Genomic DNA, 15,739 nt, shown 5'->3' on the forward strand with positions numbered 1-15,739 from the left:
AAGCCGGTCAAGGATGCTTTTGACAAGGTGCTGACGGACCTCAAGGCGACGTAAAAGCGGACTCGCACTTAAATCGCCTGGACTGATCGGGGGCGGCCTACCTTATTCATGGACGGAAAAGATGGTGACGGGGACCATCAGGTCGGGAGAGAGCTGGAAAGTGTGTCCTGCGATCTCGATAGCTCCAGCTAACAAGCTCCTGAAAACGGATCGCGGGCGGCCGGCGTGACATATTGGACGGTTTGAACTGGCGAAGAACCCACCATCTTGGTATCTAACCGCGTAGGCGGCAGGGGGCAGGGGGCAGGGAAGTGGTAATGGATTCACGCAGGGACATAGCCGAGCGGGTCATCGCGCGTTGGAAGGCGCGAGGAATCCGGATCGATGAAGACCCGGGTTTCATGGAACTGGTCGCTCTTTGGACGGCAGGGTCGATTGCGTCCGGTGAAATGCGCCGCCGGTATTCGGCGCTCCAGCGCGAGCGGTCGCTGTCCAGGTCAATGCCACTTGATGTGTATCCCTGCGACGAAGGGGCGGAGGTCGATCATCGATCGATTGCGATTCCAGACGACGAACCAGATGAACGGGGAGGTCTCGGACTGCCGGCGCAAGGGTGACTCTTACAAAGGGCTCATCACGCACCATTTCCTGGCGAGCGCGAACTTCACGAAACAGCGGGTCGACAAGCGCTGCGTCGCGTTGTGCATATTCTCGGGAAGAGTCCGAAAAATCCTTGCCACGAGCCGCAATGGCTGGCGGCTCAGCAAGGTAGAAGGTGAGGAGCGGCCGGCGGTACTGAGTCGACATCTTTATCAACTGTGGGCGTGTCGGCTCAGGGCATCTTCAAGCATGGCAAGGCGGTCGCTGCCCGCTATACAGGGTGCATCGCTAATGCCGAGCTTGTCGGCACATCTTCAACGCTGAGTCCCTCAGTCTCGTGCGCCCAGCGTCCGACAAGTTATTGTCTTCCATGGGAGTCCGGCTTGCGCAAATTGCCCCCGATGAAGGTTGGTCCGCCCGGGTCTTCCGCATGGAAAACGCGCGTTGCCTCAAAAACGCCGGTGCGCCATGCATAGGTCGTATCGTCGATCATCTGCGGCAAGACCTCCTGGTTTGTCGGACGACCGTACCATTTGGTGACGATGCGGGCGACTTTGGCGACGAGCGCGGTACTCATGCGAAGGTTCGAGTGTGCATCGAACATCTCCGGCGCCAAATAGCATCGAGACCTCGTTTGGGCGAAAGGTTATTCCTTTGCTGCAAAGCCTAGCTCAACGCGGCTGACATCTAAGATCGCCCGAAGGACGTCGATGCCGAATTTGAGGCTTTCCACCTCGACATCCAGCGAGATGCCCTCGGTGACTGTGCCTTTTGCGTTAGCGATTACCACCTCCTCCAGGTCTTCGAACCACTGAGGACTGTTCCCTTTGTGAAGCTTCGATAGTTCCGCAATCGCGACACTAAATGCCGATTGGACCGCGATTAGAGCGGCGCCGAGCTTTCGTTCGTCTACACCCGAGATGCAAACAATGGGGCTGTTTTTCTCATCCATGGGCTGTTCCTCTGCTGGCTCGCCACGAAACCCTATTTCAACTAATAGGCGACAGAGTCGTCGATCGCCGACGAATGCAAATAGGCCCGTAGGCTGGAGTCTCGGGTAGTTAGATCAACGAATACGCGATGCTGGGGGTGGACCATGTGGAAATGGTGGATGCGCTTGAGGCCTGTTGAAATCTGGGTCCAGCTTCCGAACGTTCCAACCGGCGGCAATGCCTCTAGGCCGTAAGCGTCGCACCTCCTGGTACGCGATAGCGGGTAATCCTTTGTACGAACTGGCTCGCATGCAAGGTCGCCCGAAGGACACAAGTGCCGAGCCTGGGCTTTCCGGCCATAGTCTTCAGTGAGACGTCTGTTGCTTCCACAACTCAACACATTCCGGCGAGCGGCATAAACCTGCAAACTCATTGTTTTTGATCCGCACGCGTCATACCTGGCCTGCACCCCACCGCCATGGCTTCGGCAAAAGGCCTTTTACTCAAAACGCAGGGACCTAGTTTGGCCCGTTTGTCAGGCAGCATCACAAAAAGATCTGCGGAAGGCTCGTCCCGCTTTGCGCGCTCAGGTGCGCCCGCAGTCGATCTGGCAGCGGATTGTTATTCAGGTACACTTTGCAATGAGGCGGAAGCTGCGACAGAATGTACGGCAGTGCAGTTCGCCCGTCGCCAAGTCCTCTCAGGTTGTTTCCACGAACGCTAAGCTCCTCCAGCCCCCTCGGCAGGTTAGGGGGCAGGTGGGTCAGTTCATTACTGTCGGTGCTGAGCCACTTTAGGGTGGCCGGGAGGTCCTCGGGTAGGCTAGTCAGTTCATTGTGAGGGACTTCGAGCCTCGTGAGCTTTGCAGGAAGGCGCTCGGGCAGGCGAATTATATTATTGAGTTCGGCGCGGAGATCCGTCAATTCGAGGGGGAGATTCTCCGGCAGGTGCGCGATTTCGTTGCGGGTGACATGAAGCTCCCTGAGCTCAGGCGGCAGGTTATCGGGCAAACTGGTCAGCCGGTTGTGGTTGACGTAGAGATACTTTAGTCCGGAAGGAAGCTCGTTCGGCAATCTGGTCAGCCGGTTGCCGTCGACGTAGAGCGTCTCGAGCATGTCCGGAAGAACCTCAGGCAGCGTGGTCAGCTGGTTGTCGCAGGCAGAGAGCTTTCGCAGACCGGGCGGGAGGTTGTTGGGCAGCCTGCCCAACCGGTTGTCATTGGCGTTGAGCCGCTGGAGGCCGGCCGGTAAGGTGGGGGGCAGTGCCGTTAGGGACAGCGATGTTAAGTTCAGGGGGGCACGAAAATTGCGGGTTTCCGTCCAGGCCTCGATCCGTGCCATTGCCTCGTGCCGGTCCTCGTCCTGCTCCTGCTGCCCGTCTTCCGCCCAGGCCAGTAAAATTTCTTTCAGTGCCGCTTCGCCGGACGAGGAGCCAGTCAAGCCTTCAACCCAGTTAAAGGTGTCTTCACCGCCTTGTTCGGAACTATTGCCAACACCCCCCTGCCTTCTGCCGTACATTGCGTCGTTCCTTAGGTCATTGCGTCACTGCTGATGTTACTTCCGTCGCGACCTTTCCTTCCAATACCAAATTCGTATCCCGTTATGCTTCGGGGGCATGGCCAGCGTCCTCCCTCGAGCTGGACAGCGCATGATTTTTATCGCGACGTTGAACAATCCCACCATTGACATGCTGCGCAAACTCGGCCTGACAGGCATGGCCAGCGCCTATCAGGAACTCGAAACGCAAATAGAAGCGAGACACCTTCGAGCATGGTGAAAGGCTTCGACTGCTGCTCGAGGCGGCCACGCTCCGCCAGAAGCGCTTCGAGGCGAGAGCCCGCCCTGCAAAGCAGCGCTGTAACGCCCAGATCGAGAACGCTGATTTTTGCGCCGCCCGCGCCCTGATCGCAATTTCGTGACGCCGAGTGATAAAGGTATTTCATCCACCAGTTCCAGCTTGGTGGAGACCTAAACCAGACGCATTTGGAGCCGCTTGCGGCCGATTTCGCGTGGCAACTCCATCTAACTGAGGCGCAAGTTCCCGGAACAAACGCTCACGCGCGATAACCTTTCCTCATTTTCGGGCAATCTCGCAGTGTCACGTTGATTTGGTAGGTCAGCTTACGACGCCGAAGCCGTTACGCTTTTTCTCTACGCCTGCAGGGCCCTGCCGACTTAAAGGCAACGACTTCCGGACAGCCGAGGCCCAGAACCAGTTCACCTTGACATCGTGTCACTCGGGCGTAACAGGCGGCAGCCCGAGTGTCGCAATAAGCTTCATTATCGACGGCGTGGGTGGACCCGGTGTCGGCGGCGGCATGGAGACGATGGACCCGAGCCGCGGAGGTGTTGCCATAACGCCAATCATCGTGCCGATAATGGCGATCCCATCGCCGCTGATTTCGATGGCCTGCGGGCCGGTTCTGCCCGATACTACAAGGCGGATCTTGTCGGGTGTTACCTCGACGCGGCTACCTAAGGCCGCTGCGGCAGGGGAGTCGGGCGCGGCGCCGCCCGAGGTCAGGAGGAAGTGTCTCTTGACGTCGATGCTGTAGATATTCCCGACCTCGACGGTATGATTCTTCTGGGCCTTCAAATAGACCTCCTCACGGCCCTGCTTGTCCTCAAAGCGCAGTTCATTGTAGGCATTAGCGGCGCCGCCATCGGTATGCGTCCGGAAGGTCGACCGCGTTTTGTCGGTCGGCAGGGTTTCAGGCGGCAGATTTGAGCCATTGTATACGACGCCGGTCACCAGGGGCGTGTCGGGATTGCCGTGGATGAAATCAACCACGACCTCATGGCCGATCCGTGGGACGACCAGGTTGCCAAAACCCTTACCAGCGAAGTTCTGGGCCACCCGAATCCAGCAGGAGCTGTTCTCGTTCTTTCCGCCTTCTCGGTCCCAGAAGAACTGAACCTTCACACGGCCGTACTTATCCGTCGCGATCGACTCGCCCTCGGGGCCCACGACGACGGCCGTCTGCGGTCCGTGAATCAACCGCGCCGGTGTGCGGCGCCTCGGTCGGTACTGGGTTGTCGCGGGGATAATCTCTACGTTGCTGTGATAGAGGAACCGCTCGCCCTTCCCCCCCACGGTGTCCGCAGTGAGATCGTCCCCCACCTCACCGATGACAGTGAAGTCCTGTCCGACTGCCAGAAAGCGATCGGTGGGTTTCGGGCGGGAACCGACCTGGCCGTAGTAGAAGGGATTTGCCGCCTTGAATAATGACCCGGTCGTTATCTGGCGCGCAGTGCTTTCGATCCGCGCGCGATAAGCGTTGCAGGCGAGTTCCTCGGCACGGATGGTGGCGTAGAAATCGCCATCGCTTTTTTTTGTATACTGGCCTGGATACTCGAAGACCTCCCGCATTGCCGTGCAGCCGCTGCTTGCCGACGAGGTCTCGCCCGTTCTGACCGCCACGCTCTCCCGCGGTCGGGTGATGGCGCTTCCCGTGAGCTTGCATGGCGGAATGCCGCCTGTCCTCACGGGAGGAACACGCGCGACAGACGTCAGTTCTGCCATCGGCTTCTCATGGTCATAGTCCCTGAGAACGACCTTGTTCGGCTGTAGCGATACGACCTCGTCCCAATGCAGGATGACATCTTCTTGGTAAAGACTTCGGGCAGGCCTGAGATTGTGGTGGGTCTCTACGATCTCAGGCGTGCAGGCCATGTGACTCGCGGCGTTGTCGACCAGCACCAGGTCATGTTGGTCCTCAGCATGTTCAAAATAGTAGTAGATGCCGTCCTGCTCCATGAGGCGGCTGACGAAGGCCAGATCCGTTTCATCGTACTGGACGCAATATGGGCGCTGTGGGAACCGTCGGGCGGTCTGATTCTTGAAATTGCCTTTATGTTCTCGAAAAATCGTGGTGATGATCTCGATGCTCGTCTTGTTCTGAAAGACCCGACTGTTAGAGCGATGCTCGAGCAATGAAATCCACGGCCGCACCTGCGCCACGTAGTTGAGGTGCTCGGTATCGTCGAGGCCGAGATATTGGAAGCGCGTAACAACACCGTTGAAGAAGCGCGTTTGCGAGTCCTTGAGCTTAAGGCCGATTGTCAGGTTTTGACCGGGGATCGTAGCAAAGTTCTGAACTGGATTGCGGCTGGCGAGCTTCACCTCGTAGAGGAAAGGTTCCCCCAGCCGCTCGGTGCCACTGAGCCGCCGGAGAGAGATTTCATTCAACTCGGACGCGGCCGAAGTGACCGCAACAAAACGATTGTGCCTTAAGAGACTCTCGATTCTTGACTCGACCATGGTGGTGTGTGTTCCGCAGATTTGATGAGAAGGCGCGGTTGCGCCCGATGGCGTGAGTAGGATGCTGCCGAAGCCATCGGCGAAGATGCCGAAAAGCGTTTATTTCGTGCATCGAAATCGCCGACCGTTGCTCAGCCAAGATGTCTTGCTGGCCCGCATCGTCAGAGCCAAGCGGGGGAGGGCGGGGTGAAGAAAGCGTGTGGGTCTCTTGGAACTCACCCACGCTAAGTCCCACCCAAATCTCGCCATGCGGCCTTGTAACATCGATGAGTTGGCGGATTCCGGCGGTGCTAGCGACGACGTGTCTCCTGGAAGATTCAACCAGGCCCAGGGCGCAGCGCCCGAGCGGACAACCACGGTGGTCGAGTTTCGCCGCGATCGTCGGCTCGATAGGCCTCTCCGCTGCTGAAGCCTCAAGGGCGTCAAAATGGCGATAACGTTCCAAAGAGGCGTCACGGCGAATTTTGCAAAGGGCCTTGGCGGTCCCATTGCAGTTTGCGTTGAGCTTACTGAAGAGAGTCGAGCTTCCGATGCTTGTCATAACGGGCCTTCCAAGCCGCCGCCCGCCGTGCCGCCGCACTTGGTATCGAGGTTACGTGGGCCATTCACCCGTTCCAGATCGATCTCGCCAAGGAGATCTTCTCCCCGCCCGAAAAGAAGGTCGAGCGGGCCCGCCGCATCATGGATGTCCGTTTCAGGAGAGCGCCATGCGGCAGCCGGTGGGTCCCGGTCAGTCGGGGTAGTTGTCAAGTCATCGGCGTGCTGGCGCGTTTTCCTCTTGCCCATCCAACTGGACCATCCGAGTCTGCCGCAGCGACCCAACTGCACTTCCGGGACCTGCTCCTGACGGAGAACGAGGTTAATCTCCCAGTCAAGTTCATCTCCAAGGTAGTTGCAGATGATCTCCGCTATCGACTTAAGGCCGGGAGCTGCGGGCAGAAGCGATTCGTAATGAGCCAGGCTGAGGGGACCCACAATGAGTCGGAACCGATGGTGCCACACTCTGACCCTCGCACCTGCAATAGCGTTGCTGTTCAGCGTGCCCGTGGCCGGGTCGCGGCCCAGGAGGCAGAGCGATATGCGGGGCAGATCCACCCACTTTGGGACAAATTCACGGATATCAACCGGCGCCTCGACGAAGCTGGCGAGGATGGCAGCGAGCCCCTCGGCGTTGCGGGTGTGTGAGGCGAGACGGCCGGTGAAGTGGAGTTTGGCCAGATCAGGCATAGCATCCCGCGCGCGCAGGGAGGTCATCCCGAAGCCGGCTAGCGCGCCGAGCTGAAGGGCAAATCGATCTTCTTGTGGCCTGTCATAGCTCACGGTCGGTTCGCCCTCCGCCCATGCGCGGAAGAAGAACGAGGCCATTCGATGATGAAAGGTATCAGCAAATCGGATCAGCGTCTCATCCGCGGCGTTGTGCTGCCGGAGAAGGGCGTACTCCGTCAGATGCAATGGGAGGGGACCGTGGGGTCCAAACAAGCCGAAGGCGTAGGTGGAGATTACGGGGTCGTTCTCCTCGTGCGCAGTCACGCCCGCGATCGATCGAGTCGGAAATGCAAGGGAGGGCTGCTGGGCGATCCGCACGCGATCCAGGCTGGGACCGCTCGATTCTCCCAGCCGAGGCCGATCTGAGCAGATTGCATCGATCCGCCGCAGAGCCTGGAAGAAGTCGCAGGCATGCGGTTCGGCCCTGAGCGAGCTTAGGAAGTCGCCGAGTGCCCCCGAAATCAAAGGATCGCCCGGCGGCCGGCCATCGTCGGCCATCGCATTACCTCCCCGCGCTGTAGCGTCGAGACGACCATCTCGGTGAAGCTGTTGATGGATACGTATTTCGCGAAGAACTGGTTGAGCACGGAGGCGAGCGGAAAGATGCCAACGCCTTCGAAGGCCGCTTCGTCCAGGATGATACCAACCTCAATCCCACGTGCTACGGCGGCTTGTCCACCGCTGGACAATCGCCTGACCGCAGGCCTGGACCGAATCTCCCGGATCCCGTCGATCTGCCGTGAGGCGAAGGCATTGACTGGATCGACGTAGAGGCGGAGGAGTTCACGTAGCGCTTCTGCGCCCCGGTGGTCGTTCCTATCGGAATTGCTGATCGAGAGGTAGTTCAGTGAAAGATGGCTAATTAATCGCCAAGTGATATCGCCATTGGCGAAGGAGTGGCGCGGTCGGCTCGGGGGCGATACGCACCGGGTGGCGGTAACTGGAGCGCCGATTTCCAGGGTGAAGTCTGTCTCGTCCCGGCCGATCGGCAGCAGCAGCGCCAGATCCCGGTTCGAGCACAGGCAGTTTACAGACAAATGCCGGAGTTCCGCCGAATAGGGAGCCGCCTGGCGATCAACTAGAGAAACGAACGTTTCGCTGCCGATGTAGCCAGTCCGCGCGCCATTTAGACGCTGGTGCTCCGACATGAGGCGCTGCTCCCGGCGGATCGCGTAGTATCTGGAATGCTGCTCCTCCTGACCGTGCGCGCTGATGCTATAGAACGGGTAGAACCTCACGGGAGCCGCTTCGTTTTTCGCCCCGTCTCCGCTCATCTCGAGGATCGAGTGGACCTCAAAGTCGAGCGGCCTCATCCTGTCAACAATCACATGATGCTCGGTGTTCTTGTCGCTCACGTGGACGAGATCTGCCTGGCGTTCGAAGAGATTAATCGCGGGCGTTGCGAAGAGAACGATATTTTGGGGCCCGAGCTGTCGTTCCAGCCGTGGCTCGACACGTCTGAGTGCGAAGACGATCTCAAGGGTCTCGGCAGTTGACAGGGCTACTGCGTCTGCCAGCCCGCTAACCTCGACGAACAACGTCCGCTCCGCGAGGGCGAAATACTCCTGTAGGAGACGGTACCCGTCGAAAGAGCGTGGCACCTCGGGCAGGAGAGCACAGCTCGGCTCCAAACCGCGTTGCTGCAGCGCATGAACCGGAATCTTTTCCTGCCAAGGGATAGGCCGGCCGACCGGACGGGCTATGATATTGCATGCGTCACCGAGAAGCTGTTCGGCGAGTGCGGCGCCGATGCCACCGGGGCCTGTTAGGTGCAGTGTGAGAGCCTCTAGTCCGAGTTTATTGAACGGCATGCCATTGGTGGTGCGAAGGCGTAGTCGCAAAGCAGCCTTCGCATCTTGCCGGGCCGGAAGATCCAGTGCGGCGATCTGCCCCGGCGTCGAAAAATAATCGGCAGCGCTCACCACAATTGGCCAGAGATGCACATCATGGGCCGTGCGGAACTCGCAATGTGTGACGGCGCCCGGAGCAAGACGGCCCAAAAGCTTGGTTCCCCGCGGCACGAGGTATCCATTTTCAAGTCGTCCGGCATCCTGGTCGGGCTCGAAACGGACGATCGTCATCGAGGGGAGCGGCGGTAGAAAATGCGGATAGACCATCTCCAGGAGGTGCTGGGTGAATTCCGGAAAGCGAGACTGAAGCTTCAATTGCACCCGCGCCGCCATGAAAGCGAAGCCTTCCAGAAGCCGCTCGACGTAGGGGTCGGCGACCTCCGCTGATTCCATCCCGAGCCGGGCGGCGACCTTCGGGAATGCACGGGCGAACTCGGCCCCCATCTCGCGCATATAAGCAAGTTCGTCGTTGTACAGTCGCAGGAGCCGGGGATCCATCAGCTTATCTCTGTACCGAGATGAACGCGGGCGGATTCGAGCTCGGAATCTACCTCCGTACGCATCACCATTCGCACCGGCAATGGCTGCGCCCACAGATCGGCTTCGATCCTAAAGCGAAAAGTGCCGCAACCCTGACCATCGTCCAGGACCGTGACCTTCAGGGTGTCCGGTAAGAGACGCGGCTCAAAGCGCTGAAGGCTCTCGATTATCGCTTCGCGCAATGCGCTCTTATCCATGCCTTCGCGAATTTGTCCGCTGAGAGGCCAGGCACCATAATTAAGTGCACTGGCCGCTACGTGAGGGTACGCTTGTAGATCTACGGTTGCACCCAATTGATTGGTGTTCAACAACCAGGAAACATCGCGTAGAATCACCTCTTCCAGTTGGCGAACAGAGAAGCTGCGCTTGTCCTGCGCTTCACACGAGCTGCGCGGCTCATCGTCCGTAAGCCGGTCCAGGAGGGATGGTTGCACGAGATCCCGCTTAACATCTCTGCCCATGTTACAATCTCCAGGTGCAATGGCGACGAGTCGATCTGTCGTTTTCGCGCGCAGCCCCGAATATTCCCGGGTTGCCGATGGCCCCATCAGCCGACGAGCCTATTGAAGTCGGTGCTGTTCGCGATTTGGTTCCAGATGCCCTCGCCAGCTTTGGTAAGAGCGCCTTTTTCATCCTGCCTGTAATAAATGACCTTGCAGGCGCCGAACCGGAATGTGATCGTCTCCTCGGGGGCCTCTTCCGCATAGGACCACTCGACCTTCTCGACTACCAGCATGTTGAAACTCCAGTGCAAGAACAGGTTCGATTCTGATGTAGCTTGTCCGCTCCCCGTCGCTTTGAAAAGTTTCAGTTCGACGCTATTGAAGTGGGCGCCGCGACCACAGGCAACGTACAGAGAGGGCGATGACGTATCCACCTGCTTCTTGATAGTGAAGACCTCGAATTCGGCCTTGCCCGCGCCCGCCCCGGCGGTATGAGGCCCAATGTTCAGCTTGTTTTCGAGTGAAAAGCTCCATTCGTCCGCTAGGGTGATACCGTCCTTTAGAATGATAGATTCGCCCTTGGGCAAAATGCCGTCCTTGGACGCTTGCGTGAATTTTATAACCGCGTCGAACGCCATGATGGACTTTCCTTTTCTCGTTGATCTGATTGGGCCTGGATTGCATCGGCCAGCCCGGGGCAGCTATTCCGGAGTTTTGGCGCCGAGAACGGAGCACAATCATCTGCGGGTTTTCTCAGTCCTTGCGGGCGGATGGCAGGCGCGAGACAAGTCTCAAAGAGATGGTTAGGCCTTCGAGCTGGTAGTGTGGCCGCATGTAAAATCTCGCAACGTAATATCCGGGATTATCTTCGACCTCTTCCACCTTGACCTCGGCTGAGGAGAGCGGCTGCTGTGCCTTACTCTCTTCGCTCCCAAGCTCGGGCGAGGGGTGGACATAGCCCTGAATCCATTGGTTGAGCCACTCCTCGACCTCGTGGCGCTCCTTGAACGTGCCAATCTTGTCCCGGACCATACACTTCAAATAATGTGCGAAGCGGCAGGTTGCGAAGATGTAGGGTAGCCGGGCACTGAGTTCGGCGTTCGCTGACGCGTCGGGGTCTTCGTATTTGACCGGCTTGTTAATAGTTTGAGCGCCAATAAATACGCCGAGGTCCGTGTTTTTGCGGTGCAACAGCGGTAGAAGACCGTTTTTGGACAGTTCGGCCTCACGGCGGTCGCTGATCGCGATCTCAGTGGGGCATTTTAGGTCGACGCCACCGTCGTCGCTGCGGAAGGTATGTACCGGCAGACCCTCGACCAGGCCGCCGGATTCGACGCCACGAATTCTGGAGAGCCAGCCATAGAGCTTGAACGAGCGCGTGATATTTACGCCCATGGCGTAGGCTGCGTTCGTCCAAAGGTATTTCTCGCTGTCGCCGCCGTCTGTGTCCTCCTCGAAGGCGAATTCATCGACCGGGTTGGTTTTGGCCCCGTAGGGCAGCCGGCCAAGGGTGCGTGGTAAGGTCAGGGCCACGTACCGAGAGTTCTCGCTCTCGCGGAACGCCCGCCAAGGGGCATGTTCGGGCGTGAGGAAGATTTTTGTGATGTCACGCGGGTTCGCAAGCTCACGCCAAGAATCCATCTGCAGCAGATGTGGTGAGACGGCAGATATAAGCGGTGAGTGGCTCGCCGCCGCGATCTGCGCCAGTCCCGAAAGCAACTCTACGTCCGGTGGGGTATGGTCGAAATAGTAGTCGGCAATCAGGCAGCCATAGGGTTCACCGCCGATTTGGCCGTATTCGTCTTCGTAAATTTTTTTGAATAGCGGACTCTGATCCCAGGTGACACCCTTATATTTCCGCAGAGTTCGGGACATCTCCACCTTTGAAACTGGGAGAACGCGAATCTTCAACGTTTCATCGGTTTCGGTGTTGATGGCAAGGTGATGCAAGCCCCGCCAAGCTGATTCCACGCGCTGGAAATTTTCGTGATGGAGGATCTCGTTGAGTTGTGCAGAAAGCTTCTGGTCGATCGAAGCAATCATTGCTTGGATAGTCGTGACGACATCGTCGCTGATCAGCGACGTGTTTTGAAGTGCCTGCTCGGCCAGTGTTCGGACGGCACTCTCCACCAAGTCACGGGAGTGGTCCGAGCGGATCTTGAACTCGAATCGAAGCATGCGGGTGAAATCGCCGAGATCAACGGTGGCGACCTGTACATCTGTGGCATCTGCAGGCATCATGATCAGTTCTCCTCTGTGTCTGGGGATGCCAATGGCGGAGCGGCAACCACTGCATCAGGCTTCTCAGTCTCGATGCCATTGCCGAGGGCGCTTAGCAGTGCCGAATCCGCGAGGAAGTGGGTGAGCAACTCTTCGGCACCGTTCTTCCCGTCCATATAGGCCAGCAGATTGGAGAGCTCCGTTCGCGCCTCGAGCAGCCTGCTAAGGCTGTCGACCTTGCGCGCCACGGCCGCCGGCGAGAAATCTTCGAGCCGCTCGAACGTCAAGTCGACAGCGAGTTGGCCTTCTCCGGTCAATAGGTTCGGCACCCGCATCACCACCCTGGGCCTCAGCGATCTGAGCCGATCATCGAAATTGTCGATATCGATCTCCATCATCTTGCGCTCCGCGACAGGGGCAAGCGGCTCGGCAGCATTGCCGGCGAGGTCGGACATCACGCCGACCACGAAGGGAAGCTGAACCTTCTTCTGAGAGCCATAGGTCTCGACGTCGTATTCGATCTGTACGCGAGGCGGACGAACCCGCGCGATGAACTTTTGACTACTCGCCTTTGTCATGTGTTCCACTCTCCTGATAGGGAAGATTGCGCACGTCACGTGCCCTCGCCGACCGCCAGACCGGCAATCGAACGGTATTGGGCAACCCCTTCTGGCGCCAACTCTTTGATAAGAGCCATGAAGTCCTTCGAGACAAGTCGCTGCGCGCGCTCCAGGAGGGCTGGCAGTGGGCTCGCGGGCTCATTCACCTGGTACCAGTGGCAAATGCGGCCAAGAATTTCGACAACGTCATCGCGGTTGCGGATCACTTCGGGGTAAGAGGCCTTGCTAGAGTCTGGCAATGGAGATGCCGGGGCTGCAGGCTGGGCCCTTTTCCGATGGGCGTCGACCAGATCCTTGGCCTGGGTGAGTAGCACTATCAGAGGGTCGAATCGAACGGCCTCGTCACTCGCGACGTGCTGCCGAACACTCGCGTCTAGATGGGTGGCGGCTGCCAGGCTGGCGTGGAGACCAGTGCTGATCTGCTCGAGCTGCAGTGGGTCGGTGTCGATGAAGGCGTGCTCGATGGTCGAACGATCAATTTCCGTAGATTGGGACCGTAGCGCACCAGCCCAATCGCGGAGCGTAAAAGTCCCGAATTGCCTGGAGGAGGTGAGTGGGACTTGGCGTATTTCTGCCAAGAGCCCGGAGAGATCGCAGAGGCTCGCTAGAGCGTTGAGGCGAACGGTCTGATCTTCGTCATCTTCTGGATCCGGTCGCGGATGTAGCTCTGACCAGTAGAGCTCGACATAGGCCGCGAGCAGCTCAAGCCCCCGACTTAGACCAGAGAAGCCGAACTGACTGAGGGCGGATCGTGTGAGCAAGATGCCGACTCTTAGATCCTTAGTGCGGGCAGAAAGGTCGAGGCCAAGCCGCCACACCTCTGTCCAATCGGGAGCCTCCTCGGTGGCGATGGAGTCGCCTATCTGCTGGTGCGGCTTGCCATGCGACGCTATCTCCAGCTCCAGGAAGCTCAAATCGTAATCGAGAGCATCCCCGCATGCGTTGCCGTCGCTGATCGGTTTTAATAGATGATCTGCATCGAGCATGACCCAAATCCCAGTTTTCCCGACATAAAAGATCGTCGCGCCTCTGTTTCTCAATGTTTAGCAATGAGCAGACGCGATTGCTCATGCACAATCGACATTCGTATATGTCGTGAATGCTTGGGGCGTGAATGCCGCCGCTTCGGATCTTGACGCAGCTATGTGCTGCTCAGGCGCGAGGGACACCCTTGTGAACAACAAGAAGCTCTTCCGGGTCCATCGGGAGGAGAAGCTCACGATGCGCAAGCGCCGTGGCCGGAAACGAGCGAAAGGCAAGCGTTGGTGTTGATCCCGCTGGCTGCCAATGATCGTTGGCGCGGGTTCAGGCTTCTGATGGTCGTGAGGAAAGCCGGACTCTCGTCGCCGATACTTCGCTCTCCGGCCTGCGGTCGCCTGTGGACTGGATCGGGTTATCGAGGAGCGTGGCAAGCCAAGCACTCTGGCCTCGGCTGACTAACCCTGCAGAGTTCGCCCAGATCGGCAACCCGCGACGTGATGCAGTGCTGCGCAGCCGGAATGGTCTCCGCACCTAAACCCGCCGATGCCGCCGCGGATGCGCAACCCACCGCTGGAGCGAACCCCAAACTGGATAAACTTGACGGTACAAGCTCAGCCAGATTGAATTGACATCGTCGGGCAGTCGTTGCAAAGGGCAACCTGCGGAGTACCGTTGCAAACGTGAGCCTGAAGGCCTCCAACTACGAAGTCTTCGCGCGGCCGCCTCCGCGCCAGTTGCTGCATAAGGTGGATGGCGTCCTCGGCGATCGCTCTTGGGGGTGTCGGCGCGCGGACCCTCATCGAACGAGCGGCCAGCCGGCGGGTCCATCGCGCGTGCAGCGACCCGGCGTCAGTGGTAGAACGGCTCGAGCACTTCAACGGCATTATATCTCCTGCGCTCCGCCGGACCGCCGCACGAGGCATATAGGGCGACAATCTGGATGAGATCCGTATTGACCGCATGTAACGATGCTCCCCGAGATTCGCACGTTGCCTCATTCATTTTGCTCCCAGTTGGAGCGAAGGAGTGGGGTGCGGAGATGGCGGGGTTTCGCAGCGGCCGGCCTCCTTCGTGAGCGCCATTGCCGTTTTCGACGGAAGTCGAAGTTTAATAACCATCGTCGCGGTATTTACTTTTGACAATGGGTGTGATGCGGCTTTGCGTGATCTTCTAAAAAGAATCGAGTCCCGCCGCCAATCCCCCGTTCTATCGCGCACCTACCGCATCCCAACGTGACTGTCGACCCTGCTTCCATTAGTCGTGCAGGGCAACCACGCGGTCTCTCGTGCAGATCCCTGCGATTTCGAATTGACGGACACCGACCCCGTTTGACGGTCGTGGAGTGCACGCACTTAGTCACCCTAGCCGCCCGCGCACTGCAACCCCGCTGTAGCGATCCTTCTACCTCTATGCTAAAGAAAGTTTTGGAAAAACTTGCCTCGTCGCCATCGTTCGACGGCGGCCTTGGCGCCAATCTTGCGAGGAGCGGGCTGATGGTCGCAGCGGCATGCGAGCCGACATTCTGCGCTCCCGACCGTCGAAGACGAGGTCGCTCTCGGCGTGTTAGTCAGCCGGAATGCGCCGGCCGTCGTGCCCCTAAATATCGATCTCGAGCCAGGTATTGGCCTCCAGACTGAAGAAAAATTCGGCGCTCTCACATGCTCATGCAATCCCGTGGTGGACAACCAACGCACATGATGGTGCAGTTCCTAGGGAATGTGGTGATGAGTCATGAGCCGTCCTATATCACCTTGAACGCTGCCCTCCTGGCTATCCGTTTCTTCGAGGCACCCACGATTATGGCGGCATCGGCGGCGCTGAGATCGGGATGGGCCGCCTTCAGCGCGTCCGCCCACGCCCCCTTGCTCTGCCCCGGCAGCTGCGGTGTCTGCCTAGCGATTTCGTCCAGCCTCGCCTGGTCCTGGGCCGACACCGTCTGGAACGCCGCCCTTTTAGCAATATCCTGCTTTACGGCACCCACGATTATGGCGGCATCGGCGGCGCTGAGATCGGGATGGGCCGCCTTC

General features: G+C 58.7%; 12 protein-coding genes and 4 pseudogenes. 4 read left to right on the forward strand and 12 right to left on the reverse strand.

Annotated elements, in window-relative coordinates:
- The first annotated feature begins 317 nt into the window (after nt 1–317).
- Nucleotides 318–617: a hypothetical protein gene (locus AF337_RS25470; RefSeq protein ID WP_004680434.1), complete on the forward strand. Its 300-nt coding sequence runs from the start codon at nt 318–320 to the stop codon at nt 615–617.
- Between the two features lie 341 nt (nt 618–958).
- Here the strand turns inward: AF337_RS25470 and AF337_RS25475 are convergent, their stop codons facing one another.
- From AF337_RS25475 to AF337_RS25485, 3 genes are all read right to left on the reverse strand, one after another.
- The gene (locus AF337_RS25475; RefSeq protein WP_040111814.1) at nt 959–1,216 is read right to left on the reverse strand and encodes a lysozyme family protein; all 258 of its coding nucleotides are present in this window, start codon (nt 1,214–1,216) and stop codon (nt 959–961) included.
- A gap of 30 nt (nt 1,217–1,246) precedes the next feature.
- Nucleotides 1,247–1,552 carry a hypothetical protein gene (locus AF337_RS25480; RefSeq protein ID WP_004680432.1) on the reverse strand — a complete coding sequence of 102 codons (306 nt, stop codon included), beginning with the start codon at nt 1,550–1,552 and terminating at the stop codon, nt 1,247–1,249.
- A gap of 525 nt (nt 1,553–2,077) precedes the next feature.
- The gene (locus AF337_RS25485; protein ID WP_004680431.1) at nt 2,078–3,049 is read right to left on the reverse strand and encodes a leucine-rich repeat domain-containing protein; all 972 of its coding nucleotides are present in this window, start codon (nt 3,047–3,049) and stop codon (nt 2,078–2,080) included.
- 130 nt (nt 3,050–3,179) lie between these two features.
- On the opposite strand from AF337_RS25485, the gene AF337_RS46100 reads away from it, so the two are divergent.
- Nucleotides 3,180–3,308 carry a hypothetical protein gene (locus AF337_RS46100; RefSeq protein WP_010068000.1) on the forward strand — a complete coding sequence of 43 codons (129 nt, stop codon included), beginning with the start codon at nt 3,180–3,182 and terminating at the stop codon, nt 3,306–3,308.
- A 456-nt stretch (nt 3,309–3,764) separates the two neighbouring features.
- Here AF337_RS46100 and AF337_RS25490 read toward each other — a convergent pair whose 3' ends face one another.
- Complete coding sequence (locus AF337_RS25490; RefSeq protein WP_004680430.1) at nt 3,765–5,792, reverse strand: type VI secretion system Vgr family protein; 2,028 nt, start codon at nt 5,790–5,792, stop codon at nt 3,765–3,767.
- Nucleotides 5,793–6,341: 549 nt separating this feature from the next.
- On the opposite strand from AF337_RS25490, the pseudogene AF337_RS45630 reads away from it, so the two are divergent.
- A pseudogene (locus AF337_RS45630) lies at nt 6,342–6,479 on the forward strand (CoA ester lyase); the annotation flags it as partial.
- Between the two features lie 105 nt (nt 6,480–6,584).
- Here the strand turns inward: AF337_RS45630 and tssG are convergent.
- From tssG to tssA, 7 genes and pseudogenes are all read right to left on the reverse strand, one after another.
- Nucleotides 6,585–7,556 (reverse strand): annotated as a pseudogene (gene tssG / locus AF337_RS25495) (type VI secretion system baseplate subunit TssG); the annotation flags it as partial.
- On the reverse strand, nt 7,520–9,406 hold the full coding sequence (tssF, locus tag AF337_RS25500) for a type VI secretion system baseplate subunit TssF (protein WP_008536039.1): 1,887 nt from the start codon (nt 9,404–9,406) through the stop codon (nt 7,520–7,522). The gene tssF and the pseudogene tssG, both read right to left, overlap by 37 nt.
- Complete coding sequence (gene tssE / locus AF337_RS25505; protein WP_004680427.1) at nt 9,406–9,909, reverse strand: type VI secretion system baseplate subunit TssE; 504 nt, start codon at nt 9,907–9,909, stop codon at nt 9,406–9,408. The genes tssF and tssE overlap by 1 nt, the downstream gene beginning before the upstream one ends.
- Before the next feature lie 86 nt (nt 9,910–9,995).
- Nucleotides 9,996–10,529 carry an Hcp family type VI secretion system effector gene (locus AF337_RS25510; RefSeq protein WP_004680426.1) on the reverse strand — a complete coding sequence of 178 codons (534 nt, stop codon included), beginning with the start codon at nt 10,527–10,529 and terminating at the stop codon, nt 9,996–9,998.
- Nucleotides 10,530–10,644: 115 nt separating this feature from the next.
- Nucleotides 10,645–12,132, reverse strand: coding sequence for a type VI secretion system contractile sheath large subunit (tssC, locus tag AF337_RS25515; RefSeq protein ID WP_004680425.1), 1,488 nt, complete (start codon nt 12,130–12,132; stop codon nt 10,645–10,647).
- 2 nt (nt 12,133–12,134) lie between these two features.
- Entirely contained in the window at nt 12,135–12,689 is a 555-nt protein-coding gene (gene tssB / locus AF337_RS25520; protein ID WP_004680424.1) for a type VI secretion system contractile sheath small subunit, read from the reverse strand.
- 35 nt (nt 12,690–12,724) lie between these two features.
- Nucleotides 12,725–13,717, reverse strand: a complete 993-nt coding sequence (tssA, locus tag AF337_RS25525; protein WP_004680423.1) for a type VI secretion system protein TssA — start codon at nt 13,715–13,717, stop codon at nt 12,725–12,727.
- Between the two features lie 93 nt (nt 13,718–13,810).
- On the opposite strand from tssA, the pseudogene AF337_RS42580 reads away from it, so the two are divergent.
- A pseudogene (locus AF337_RS42580) lies at nt 13,811–14,162 on the forward strand (IS3 family transposase); the annotation flags it as partial.
- 1,291 nt (nt 14,163–15,453) lie between these two features.
- On the opposite strand, the pseudogene AF337_RS25530 reads toward AF337_RS42580, so the two are convergent.
- Nucleotides 15,454–15,739 (reverse strand): annotated as a pseudogene (locus tag AF337_RS25530) (hypothetical protein); the annotation flags it as partial.

Origin of the sequence: Rhizobium ecuadorense (assembly GCF_001187535.1) — a bacterium.
GTDB lineage: Bacteria > Pseudomonadota > Alphaproteobacteria > Rhizobiales > Rhizobiaceae > Rhizobium > Rhizobium ecuadorense.